We start from the raw sequence: 512 nt of genomic DNA on the forward strand, positions 1-512 counted from the left end.
TGTGTTATTAAGATAGGGGTATTACCTTTAGGCGGCTTTTTCATAGCATTTTTGAAGTCTATCAGCTCTTGGATAGCCGTAAAGGGCTTAAAATACTTACTATCAAGCTCTTTGCCTAGTATATCAACGCCAAGAGTGAGCAACATTCTTGTGCCAAATATATTAGTGTCTGTTGGGGTTTCCTTTTGCTCTATCTGTAAGTTATAGAGCATAACCTTTTTAATATCAGGGTAGTAATAGTCTATAAATACAAACTTAGAGCAACGTTGATATACTCCCGTATTTCTGCTCTCGCTGTCATCAGTCTTTGTCTCCTCTATGGCATAGATAGGCTGAGCGTCTATAGTTGGCTCATTATCTTGGTAAAACACCAGAAAATCAACAAAACTAGCCCCACTGCCTATGGTTTTGATAAATACCTTGTCAACTTTATTGCAACGAAACCCTGTAATCTCGTATTTGAAAGCGAAGTGGTCATTCTCAAGTATAGGCAAGATGAGCAATTCATTTAT

At 37.7% G+C, this 512-nt stretch carries 1 pseudogene; it reads right to left on the reverse strand.

Annotation, left to right across the window (positions count from 1 at the left end):
- Nucleotides 1-512: pseudogene (locus tag AC1MDJ_RS08575) on the reverse strand (hypothetical protein); the annotation flags it as partial.

The sequence above is a fragment of the Candidatus Termitispirillum reticulitermitis genome (assembly GCF_054655775.1).